The organism is Acinetobacter sp. ANC_7655 (assembly GCF_056784015.1).
Map to the genome: position 1 here is coordinate 36,018 of NZ_JBWYJB010000018.1, position 10,839 is coordinate 46,856.

General features: G+C 37.7%; 9 protein-coding genes. 6 read left to right on the top strand and 3 right to left on the bottom strand.

What is annotated here, in order from left to right:
• Window positions 1-28: 28 nt before the first annotated feature.
• The 3 genes from tyrS (at window position 29) to AC1M9N_RS14050 (ending at window position 4,384) form a co-directional block, all read left to right on the top strand.
• Window positions 29-1,261: a tyrosine--tRNA ligase gene (gene tyrS / locus AC1M9N_RS14040; RefSeq protein ID WP_171076798.1), complete on the top strand. Its 1,233-nt coding sequence runs from the start codon at window positions 29-31 to the stop codon at window positions 1,259-1,261.
• Between the two features lie 151 nt (window positions 1,262-1,412).
• Window positions 1,413-3,350 carry an ATP-binding cassette domain-containing protein gene (locus AC1M9N_RS14045; RefSeq protein WP_035269460.1) on the top strand — a complete coding sequence of 646 codons (1,938 nt, stop codon included), beginning with the start codon at window positions 1,413-1,415 and terminating at the stop codon, window positions 3,348-3,350.
• A 122-nt stretch (window positions 3,351-3,472) separates the two neighbouring features.
• Window positions 3,473-4,384, top strand: a complete 912-nt coding sequence (locus AC1M9N_RS14050) for a DUF6236 family protein (protein WP_481954938.1) — start codon at window positions 3,473-3,475, stop codon at window positions 4,382-4,384.
• Between the two features lie 41 nt (window positions 4,385-4,425).
• Here the strand turns inward: AC1M9N_RS14050 and dnaK are convergent, their stop codons facing one another.
• Window positions 4,426-6,372, bottom strand: coding sequence for a molecular chaperone DnaK (gene dnaK / locus AC1M9N_RS14055; protein ID WP_481954939.1), 1,947 nt, complete (start codon window positions 6,370-6,372; stop codon window positions 4,426-4,428).
• Window positions 6,373-6,490: 118 nt separating this feature from the next.
• Entirely contained in the window at window positions 6,491-7,063 is a 573-nt protein-coding gene (gene grpE / locus AC1M9N_RS14060) for a nucleotide exchange factor GrpE (protein WP_257219952.1), read from the bottom strand.
• Between the two features lie 707 nt (window positions 7,064-7,770).
• Here grpE and AC1M9N_RS14065 point away from each other — a divergent pair.
• Window positions 7,771-8,031: a molybdenum ABC transporter substrate-binding protein gene (locus AC1M9N_RS14065; protein ID WP_481954940.1), complete on the top strand. Its 261-nt coding sequence runs from the start codon at window positions 7,771-7,773 to the stop codon at window positions 8,029-8,031.
• Window positions 8,032-8,225: 194 nt separating this feature from the next.
• Here the strand turns inward: AC1M9N_RS14065 and AC1M9N_RS14070 are convergent, their stop codons facing one another.
• Window positions 8,226-8,678: a hypothetical protein gene (locus tag AC1M9N_RS14070; protein ID WP_481954941.1), complete on the bottom strand. Its 453-nt coding sequence runs from the start codon at window positions 8,676-8,678 to the stop codon at window positions 8,226-8,228.
• Window positions 8,679-8,877: 199 nt separating this feature from the next.
• Between AC1M9N_RS14070 and AC1M9N_RS14075 the strand changes: the two genes are divergently transcribed.
• A complete protein-coding gene (locus AC1M9N_RS14075) occupies window positions 8,878-9,948 on the top strand; it encodes an alpha/beta hydrolase (RefSeq protein ID WP_035269477.1) in 1,071 nt (356 codons plus the stop codon).
• Between the two features lie 165 nt (window positions 9,949-10,113).
• Window positions 10,114-10,680, top strand: a complete 567-nt coding sequence (locus AC1M9N_RS14080; RefSeq protein WP_481589581.1) for a peptidylprolyl isomerase — start codon at window positions 10,114-10,116, stop codon at window positions 10,678-10,680.
• The last annotated feature ends 159 nt before the right edge of the window (window positions 10,681-10,839 follow it).

Below are 10,839 nucleotides of genomic sequence, written 5' to 3' on the forward strand. Positions count from 1 at the left end.
TTAGTATATCGCACAAATTGAACAACAGATGTATTTGGGTTTTGTGATGTCAAATTTCCTGCCTGCTGAAGAACAACTTGCCCTCATTCAACGAGGCACACATGAAATTATTTCAGAAGAAGATCTTCTGAAGAAATTAAAATTGAATCGTCCTTTGAAAATTAAGGCGGGTTTTGATCCTACAGCACCAGACTTACACTTAGGTCATACGGTATTAATTAACAAGCTTAAAGTGTTCCAAGACTTAGGTCATGAAGTATTCTTCTTGATTGGTGATTACACTGCGATGATTGGTGACCCAACAGGTAAAAGTGCAACTCGTCCACCATTGTCACGTGAGCAAGTCTTAGAAAACGCGAAAACCTATCAGGAACAAGTGTTCAAAATTCTTGATCCAAATAAAACTAAGGTGGTGTTTAACTCAGAATGGTTTGCTCAAAAAACTGCTGCTGATCTGATCCAATTGGCTTCACAGCAAACGGTTGCACGTATGCTTGAACGTGATGACTTTACTAAACGCTATAACAACCAACAGCCGATTGCGATTCACGAGTTTTTGTATCCATTGGTGCAAGGCTATGACTCTATCGCGCTTGAGGCAGATGTTGAGTTAGGTGGTACAGATCAAACCTTTAACTTGCTGATGGGGCGTACTTTACAAGGTCGTTATAATCAAGAGCCACAAGTGTGTATCACTGTACCAATTCTTGAAGGTTTAGATGGCGTCAACAAAATGTCTAAATCTTTAGGTAACTACATTGGTGTATTTGATGCACCTGGTGCGATGTACCAAAAAGTACTTTCAATGCCAGACAGCTTAATTGAGCGATATTTCGAACTTCTTAGCTTCAAGTCAATGGAAGAGATCGAAGGCTTATTGAAAGAAATGGCTGAAGGTCGTAACCCTCAAGAAATTAAACGTATTTTAGCACTCGAGTTAGTGGAGCGTTTCCATGGAAGCGAAGCTGCTGCGAATGCACATAAAGGTGCAGGGAATATCATCACAGAGGGTGAGCTTCCTGAAGGAACGCCAGAAGTGACGATTTCACGTGGTGAATTCGGTGGTGAAATGTTTATTGCTTCTATTGTTCGTGCAGCAGGGTTAACTAAAAATGCAGCACAAGCCAAAGATGCTGTTTCACGTGGAGCCGTAAAAGTTGATTGGGAGGTGGTGGATGCATCATTCTCAATTAACGAAAACAAAACAGTGATTGTTCAAGCAGGTAAAAAGGCCATTGCTAAAGTAACTTTTACTGACTAAATCATTAAGTTTTGCATGATTAAAAAGCCATCCTAAGTGATGGCTTTTTTATGCCAAGAATGAAATGAAGATGAAAGATGGATTAATTTTTGGTTGTTCTGGTTGAAATCCATTAAAATGCGCCATCCAATACTTATTTGTTTGAATATCTATGATTCAGTTAGACCAACTTACCATTCGCCGCGGCGGTCGCATTTTATTCGAAAAAGCGTCTATGCAACTTCACCCTGGTTGGAAGATTGGTTTAACAGGTGTCAATGGTGCAGGAAAATCGACGTTGTTTTCAGCATTACTTGGGGGCATGGAATCAGATGGTGGCTCATTGACACGACCATCGGTTTGGACAGTGGCGCATATGGCGCAAGAGATTAAAGCGCTGGATATGAAAGCGATTGATTTCGTTCTATCAGGTGATGAAGAGTATTGGGATATCCAACACAAACTTGAGCATCCTGACGGATTGTCTGATCAAGATTTAGCAAATTTATATGGTCGTTTTGATGAAATTAGTGGCTACTCAGCGCCGTCTAAAGCATCACAACTGATGGCTGGTTTAGGTTTCTTTGAACATCAGTCAGAACTTAGCGTAAAAAGTTTCTCTGGTGGATGGCGTATGCGTTTAAATCTTGCGCGTACTTTGATGAGTCGTTCAGATTTACTCTTACTTGATGAACCGACGAACCATTTAGATTTAGACGCTATTTTATGGTTAGAAGACTGGTTGAAAGCATATGAAGGCACATTGGTACTGATTTCGCATGACCGTGATTTCTTGGATGCCATTACCGATCATATTTTGCATATCGAAAACCAAGAACTAACGCTTTATACCGGTAACTATTCAACATTTGAACGTACCCGAAGTGAACGTTTAGCTCAGCAACAACAGGCGTATGAGAAACAGCTTGAGCTACGTGCACATCTGCAAAAATATATTGATCGTTTTAAAGCTAAGGCAACCAAAGCGAAACAGGCACAAAGTCGTATTAAACAGCTTGAACGAATGCAAGAGCTTTCTGCTGCGCATGTCGATACGCCTTTTACCTTTAGCTTCCGTGAACCGACCAAAATGAGTTCTCCGTTGTTACAACTGGATAGTGCTGATATTGGTTATGGTAACAAACTGATTGTGACCAATGTGAAACTACAAATCACGCCAACCAGCCGTATCGGTTTACTGGGAATGAATGGTGCAGGTAAGTCCACATTAATTAAATCATTGGTGGGTGATTTACCTTTAATTCAAGGTCAACGCAAAGCATCCGAATTACTTAATATTGGTTATTTCGCCCAACATCAAATGGATGCATTAGATGGTAATGCGAGTCCAATGTTGCAGTTATCTCGTATTGCAGATAAAAAGATTAGTGAAGCGACTTTACGTGCCTTCTTAGGGAGTTTTGGTTTCTCTGGTGAGCGTATGGATACGCCGTGTGAAAGCTTCTCTGGGGGTGAGCGTGCACGTTTAGCATTGGCTTTGATTGTCTGGCAGCGTCCAAATGTTTTAATTTTAGATGAACCGACCAACCATTTAGACTTGGATATGCGTCATGCATTAACTATGGCACTACAAGACTTTGAAGGGGCAGTGGTGTTGGTCTCACATGAACGCCAATTAATTGCAAGTGTCTGTGATGAGTTACTCCTAGTGCATAACGGTAAATGTCGTGAGTTTGAAGGTGATCTGGTCGCTTATGCAGACTGGTTACGTCAAGCACGTGCAGAGTTGATGAAGCAAGGGCAGCAAGCACCTGAGCCAGTAAAATCTCAAGTGATCGATAAGCCTGTAGTTTCTAAAGTAGATAAAGAAGCACAGCGTAAAGAAGCTGCGCGTCGCCGTGAAATGAGCCGCCCAATTCGTAAAAATATTGAAAAACTGGAAGCTGAGATTGCGAAAATCCAACCACGTCTAGGTCAGATTGAGGATGCTTTAGGGGATGCTTCACTTTATGATGCGTCTCGGAAAGATGATCTTTTAAAATTGATGAATGAACAAACTGAGCTTAAAGGAAAATTAGCACAAGCAGAAGAAAAAATGCTTGAACTGATGATGGAACTTGAAGAGTTAGAAAGTTCATTCGAAGATTAATGAATAATTTCTAAATAAAAAAAGCCCAATGAAAATTGGGCTTTTTTTATAAAATATTGAGTTATATAATTTTATTTATGTGATTAAATATTGAAAATATTAATAATTTTTTGAGTTTTATAATGGGTGACATAATTCAATTTAAAAAGAAAAGAATTACTAAAGGTTTAATAATTTCAGGAATGGGTGGTGTTTCGAATGAAAATGGACTTGTTGCTAAAGATTTAACACATGCAGATTTAATGTTTTATGGGCTTTATTGGGATAATATAATAGTCACACAAATTCCAATGTTTCATTTTACTAATGATGTAATTGAAGAATTTAGAAGTAATGGTGTCATTGAGTTTTATTCTAATGCACCCCCACAGTCAATGCATTCATCAGAAATGCAAAGAATGGCATTAGAATCATTATTAGCATGTCAAAGTGTAAGAAGACAAAATAAAGATGCAGATTGGATAATTTATAATAATGTTGCTGAGGAATTTAATAGTATTGAATCTGAAAGTTTAATTGAACAGGATTCTATTCGAGTTGAAATTTCAAAATGTTTACCTTATCCAAGTACGTATGTTCCGATTGATACATTAAGAAAATTTAGAGAAGATTATTTGGATGAATTAGATAGATTACATTTTGCTAAATATAAATTATTTGAAAAGATTAGTTCTCATGAGAATTTAGCACGTAGAGATTTAGCAAAATGTTATGAGCTGGAAGAATTTGAAAGAGCGATTCGAGATTATGAGCACGCCTTTTCATGTAGGTTTAGATATTACTCTATGAAATCTTTAATTAGTGATATTCGGCATAATAAGTCAGAACTTTTAGAAGTTGGTTTAGCTGCAGGTGATTTAGTTCTTGGTGGATTTAATCTTTCAGGAACATATAATTTTGGAAAAACATTTTTTAATTTATTTAGTTCTAAACAAAAAATTCATGAAGCAAAGCAGAATTCCCCTGAATTTCAATTCATATCCTCAGCAATAAGTAATGGAATAATTCTGCAAAAGTTTAATAACCAAAATTAAAAAACCGCGCTTTCGCGCGGTCTTTTATTTAAAGTGACAAATTATTTTTTGTCATCTTTAACTTCAGTGAACTCAGCATCTACAACACCGTCGTCCGCTTTTTGTTGTTGACCAGCAGTATCACCTTGGAATGCATTTGGATCAAAACCTTGCGCACCACCTTGAGCACCCTGCGCAGCTTCATAAGCACGTTGAGTGATCGGCATGATGATGTTTTGAAGTGCTTCAGTTTTCGCTTTGATCGCATCAACATCATTTTCTTTTGTTGCAGCTTCAAGTTCTGAAACAGCAGTTTCAACCGCAGTTTTTTCATCAGCAGTTACTTGTTCGCCAAGGTCTTTTACTGCTTTTTGAGCAGAAGAAACTAATGCATCAGCTTCGTTACGCGCTTTTGCTAATTCTTCAAACTTACGGTCTTCTTCCGCATTCGCTTCAGCATCTTTGATCATCGCTTCAATTTCAGCATCGCTCAAACCTGAGTTTGCTTTAATTTGAATTGATTGCTCTTTACCAGTACTCTTGTCTTTCGCAGATACTTTCAAGATACCATCAGCGTTGATGTCGAACGATACTTCAATTTGCGGCACACCACGTGGAGCAGGTGGGATATCGCCCAATTGGAAGTTACCCAACAATTTGTTTTGTTGAGCCATTTTACGTTCACCTTGGTAAACCGAAATGTCTACTGCAGGCTGGTTATCAGCAGCTGTAGAGAACACTTGTGATTTTTTCGCAGGGATTGTTGTGTTTTTCTCGATGATTGGAGTTAACACGCCACCCATTGTTTCAATACCAAGTGTCAAAGGTGTTACGTCAAGTAATAGAACGTCGTTCTTATCACCTGAAAGTACAGCACCTTGGATCGCAGCACCCATTGCTACAGCTTCGTCAGGGTTCACGTCTTTACGTGGCTCTTTACCGAAGAACTCTTGTACTTTTTGTTGTACAAGTGGCATACGAGACTGACCACCAACCAAGATCACGTCAGAGATATCAGAAGTTGATAGACCTGCATCTTTAAGTGCAATCTTACATGGCTCGATTGTACGAGCAACTAAGTCAGCAACAAGACCTTCTAATTTCGCACGTGTTACGTTGATCACTAAGTGTTTAGGACCAGTCGCATCAGCCGTGATATATGGAAGGTTAATTTCAGTTGCATTAGAAGAAGACAATTCAATCTTCGCTTTCTCAGCAGCTTCTTTTAAACGTTGAAGTGCAAGAGGATCGTTCTTCAAGTTTACGTTTTGTTCTTTCTTGAACTCTTCAACCAAGAAGTCGATTAACGCGTTATCAAAGTCTTCACCACCAAGGAATGTGTCACCATTAGTAGACAACACTTCGATTTGTTGGTCGCCATCAAGGTCAGCGATTTCAATGATTGATACGTCGAAAGTACCACCACCTAAGTCGTAAACCGCGATTTTACGGTCGCCTTCTTTCTTGTCCATACCGAACGCAAGCGCTGCAGCTGTTGGTTCGTTGATGATACGTTTAACATCTAAACCAGCAATTTTACCAGCATCTTTCGTTGCTTGACGTTGAGCATCGTTGAAGTATGCAGGAACAGTAACTACCGCTTCAGTAACTGTTTCACCTAAGTAATCTTCCGCAGTTTTCTTCATTTTCTTAAGAACTTCTGCAGAGATTTGTTGTGGTGCTAGTTTCTTGTCGTTTACATCAACCCAAGCATCGCCATTGTCAGCTTTGATGATTTTGTAAGGTACAAGACCAATATCTTTTTGAACTGCTTGATCTTCGTAACGACGACCGATCAAACGTTTGATCGCAAATAATGTATTTTTCGGGTTTGTTACCGCTTGACGTTTAGCTGATTGACCAACAAGGATCTCGCCATCTTTATACGCAATAATAGACGGAGTTGTACGAGCGCCTTCAGCGTTGTCGATTACTTTAACTTTATCGCCTTCAAGTACTGCAACACATGAGTTTGTAGTACCTAAGTCAATACCAATAATTTTAGCCATTGATGTGTTCCTCGAAAATTTTGTTGTGATCTTTCACTTGTTATCCGATATGAGAGCCATTCATTATTTTTCAAGTTAAAAACTTAAAAAATTTTTACAAACTCCCGTATTTCTTGACTTATTGGCCTACCATGACCATTGCAGGACGAAGTAAACGGCCAGAAAGGGTGTAACCTTTTTGAAGTACCGTACCAATCTCACCCGCTTTTGCATCTGGAGCAATACCTACTGCTTGATGCAAATCAGCATTAAAACCATTTTCAGTGTCAACTGCCACAACACCAAATTTTTCTAATGTTGCTAATAATGACTTCAGTGTGAGTTCTACACCTTCTGATAAAGGAGTTTTTTCATCACCTGCAGCAGCAATTGCACGTTCAAGGTTGTCAACTGAATCCAATAATTCTTTTGCAAATTTCTCTAAAGCAAATTTTTTCGCAGTATCCGCTTCACGCTCTAAACGTTCTTTGGTTTTTTCTGCTTCATACTTCGCATTTGCAGCAACTGCTTTTTCATATTTTAAGTTTTCAGTCAGCGTTGCGATTTGCGCTTGAAGGTCTTCTACAGAAACTTCAACTTCAGCTTGTTGATTTTCAACTTGCTGTTCAGTTTGTTCCGTTTGAACGTCCTGAGTTTGTTCGTTTTGCTCATTTGCCATGGAAGATCTCCGCTTAAATGGGTTTTTAAACATGTACAGTCCTTTGGCATCAGTGTTAACTGCGTTAATCTGAACTGCCATGCGTGTGTAATTCATCAATACAAAGGTAATGTGGGCGACTATAAATAATTCAAGCTTAAACGATGTTTATTTCTACTAAATTCATCTTTACAACAAGGAATGAAAATTTTTCGATCCATTTAGAGAAATCTAAAGTCTAGAATAAGAAGAGGAGATGAGCTGAAGAAAGATTATAAAAATATGATTTAGTGTATATTTTATATATAAAAAATATAGATTCAGATAAAACAAGTCTTTCCTTTTAAAGAATCAAAACTGTATTATCTTTAACCAGATACTAACGCTGTAGTTTCTATTTATTTTGTTTTTGCTTTTTAATAGCTCATCCAACCTCCTTGGATGAGTTTTTTTTTGCTTGTCGAGATCTGAGTAACAATGTTAAGCAACCGATATACCGTGTAGCCACACTGTGATTCAGTCACCTTCAAAAAGGGTTTATATCGCACCACATATTCACTAAAAAATAAATTAAATAAATGGCTTAGGACATATATTCAACTATAAAAGTTGAATTGCATTTTCTTTACACTTTTTTCATAAGTTCAACCTGAAGTCATCGAAACTTGAACCAAGAACTGACGCATGAAATAAAAAAGTCAGGAATGATAAGCCTTCAAAGTTAACTCTGACTTTGAATGTTTCAAGTAAGGAATTAAACAATGAAAAAATTAGGTCTCATTTCCCTGGCATTTGCAGTTATTGGTTTTGCTACTGTAGGTTGTACTTCAAACCAATCTGCTGAAACTGCTCAAGCGACTCAACCGACCACACAAACAGATGCTTCAATAGCGCAAGCGGCAACTACTGAAATGGATACCCAAAATGGTGTGGCTGTACAAGCTGACCCAAGTGTAGAGTCTGTTGAACCGATTCAAGCTGTCCCAGCTGAAGGTGCAGAAGCCCCTCAAGTTGTTGAGTAAAATGCAATGAAATTTAATTCATTTAAACTGCTTATAATGGATTAAATTTTATGAAAAAGCAGAGAATAGAGAGTAAATAGGATGCCTTTACTGTCTATTTTTAGAATCACAGCACTTAAAAAAACCTAACATTCAAATGTGAATGTTAGGTTTGTGAGGTAACTTTAAATCAATTGTCTTGAGTCCAAGAAAGCTTAACGATCTCGGCGATCATGTTGACGTTCCTGTTCTCGCTTCTTGCGATCCTGTTCTAAGCGCTTACGTTTTTCTTCAATCGCTTTTTTACGATTATCTTGATTCCAACGATTACGTTCAGCTTGACGTTGTTTTAGAATTTCCTTTTGACGTTGTTCAATCTGTTTACGACGATCATGCTCAGCACGTTCTTTATTACGTCGATCTGCTAATTCACGTTGTTGGCGTTGACGTTCATATTCACGTTTGCGCTTTTCTTGTTCAAGGCGCTGTTGATGTAAACGTTGTGCGCGTTCTCTCTCCCAACGTTGACGGTCATAGTTGCGATCATAATCACGATCATAACGATGGTCATAATTACCATTATAATAAGGGCCATCGTCAGGGAAGGCCACACAACCGACTGCAAGAACTGCTGTGGCCAATGACATTATCATTACTTTTATTGCCATAGCTTTCACCTTTATATGTTGAATCAGGACAACCAAAAAATTCCTGATGTTGGATTAAATAGTCAATGACAAGACTGCTATAGTCAGATTAGCGTAAATGGGATTGAAGTTTGTATATTGATCAGTAGACTTAGTTAACAAAATAGTCATGAAATGGCTGATCGTGTAGAAAATATGAAGAATACGGATTTTTAAAAGGATCGGAATCGTGAATCAAAAAATACAACAATTACTTGAAAATGGTCAGGGTTCTGCAGGACGTGCATTAGATCGACTCCCAAAGATCGTTCAAGAATCTCTAGTGAAGTTACTTGGCTATCCCTATGACTATCCTCAACTCGATAGCTTTACAAAATGCTTGATGGCTGCACAGTTGAAACAAGGAAAATCAGGCTTTATTGGCGCTGATATTGATAAATCAAGAAAAGAATTTGAAAATCAAATCCAATCCATCACACATAAATCATCTCATGTTCAATATGTAGAAGATATTCGTCTTCCTTTACAAAGTGGTACTGTATTTGCCAGACATTATCATCCTGCTCCGAATAAAAAACTACCAATGATTGTATTTTATCATGGTGGTGGGTTTGTTGTCGGAAGTGTGAATACACATGATGAAGCGTGCCGAATCATTGCGAATTATGCAAAAGCACAAGTAATCAGTATTGATTATCCTTTAGCACCAGAAGTTTCTCCACAATCATTGATTCAATCATGTGAAGATGCATTGGCATGGGTATATCAAAATCGCCGTCACTTTAAAATCTTAAAAAACCGTATTGCTGTAGCAGGAGATAGTGCTGGCGGTAATATTAGTGCTGTCGTTGCTCAACGTGCATTAAATGCCAGTTATGCGCCTCAAGCTCAATTTTTAATATATCCTGCGGTAGATTTCAAAAGTCGTCATCCATCATTCTTTGCGTATAAAGATGGTTTAGTATTAACCAACAGCGATATTGACTATGTGACAGAATACTACGCGACAAGACATAAAGTTGCTTTGGATAATCCACTAATCTCCCCAACATACGGTAATCTAAAAAAATTGGCACCAGCCTATGTTGTTACAGCGGGACATGATGTATTGCATGATGAAGGCAAAATTTACGCCCACAAATTACGTCAAAATGGCACTAAAGTGTTGTATCAAGATTTTGAAGACCAAACACACGGATTTATTAATCTAACGCTAGTCTCAGGGCGTTCTAAAAAATTGTTGATTGAAATGAGTAAAGAGTTTAGAAGATTTTGGGATAAAAATAGTTAATAGATGCTTACTTTCAAATCCTGAGATTTAAACGAAACTCAGGATTTTTTCTTTATATACAGTAATCGAATAAAAATACTTTGATGCTTAACAAAAAATTGAATCTTTTCTGGCGATTGATTCGTGAATAATAGATAAGATAAAACATCAATAAGAGGATAGCGTATGTTAAAAAAAATGATGTTAGGTGCTTCTGTTGCGGCAATGAGTACTTTGTCTTTGGCAGCAAATACGCATATGCAAATCAAAACATCAGCAGGAGATATCGAAATCGAGTTGTTTAATGATAAAGCTCCGATTTCAGTAAAGAACTTTGAAACTTATGCGAAAGCTAATTTTTATAACGGCACAATCTTCCATCGGGTTATTCCAGGGTTCATGATCCAAGGTGGAGGATTAGATGTATCGATGAAAGAAAAAGCGAATCGACCTCCAATCAAGAACGAGTCTTATAATGGCTTAAAGAATAACCGTGGCACTTTAGCCATGGCACGTACAAACCAGCCTGATTCAGCAACAAGCCAATTTTTTATCAATATTGCGGATAATGATTTTCTAAATAAAGCGCCAATGAATCCTGGTTATGCTGTGTTTGGTCAGGTAACTAAAGGCATGGATGTTGTCGATAAAATTGCAAAAGTGCCTACTGGTAGATTTGGTATGCATCAAGATGTGCCAAAAAATCCTATTAAAATTTTAAGTGTGAATATAAAACCTTCAAAAGCGAAATAGTGATTAAAAAAAGAAGCAGAAATATTAAATTAATATTTTTGCTTAAATATTATAGGGTTAAGTGTAAATGTGATTATTAATGAATCATAATGGTGCATAAAAATAGAACACTCATTAAAACATGGGGTTAAAAGCACTTGCAATGATTTCGAAATGCTC

Coding starts and splice junctions, on each gene's coding strand:
- tyrS (WP_171076798.1), top strand. CDS start 29: ATGTATTTGGGTTTTGTGATGTCAAATTTCCTGCCTGCTGAAGAACAA.
- AC1M9N_RS14045 (WP_035269460.1), top strand. CDS start 1,413: ATGATTCAGTTAGACCAACTTACCATTCGCCGCGGCGGTCGCATTTTA.
- AC1M9N_RS14050 (WP_481954938.1), top strand. CDS start 3,473: ATGGGTGACATAATTCAATTTAAAAAGAAAAGAATTACTAAAGGTTTA.
- dnaK (WP_481954939.1), bottom strand. CDS start 6,372: ATGGCTAAAATTATTGGTATTGACTTAGGTACTACAAACTCATGTGTT.
- grpE (WP_257219952.1), bottom strand. CDS start 7,063: ATGTTTAAAAACCCATTTAAGCGGAGATCTTCCATGGCAAATGAGCAA.
- AC1M9N_RS14065 (WP_481954940.1), top strand. CDS start 7,771: ATGAAAAAATTAGGTCTCATTTCCCTGGCATTTGCAGTTATTGGTTTT.
- AC1M9N_RS14070 (WP_481954941.1), bottom strand. CDS start 8,678: ATGGCAATAAAAGTAATGATAATGTCATTGGCCACAGCAGTTCTTGCA.
- AC1M9N_RS14080 (WP_481589581.1), top strand. CDS start 10,114: ATGTTAAAAAAAATGATGTTAGGTGCTTCTGTTGCGGCAATGAGTACT.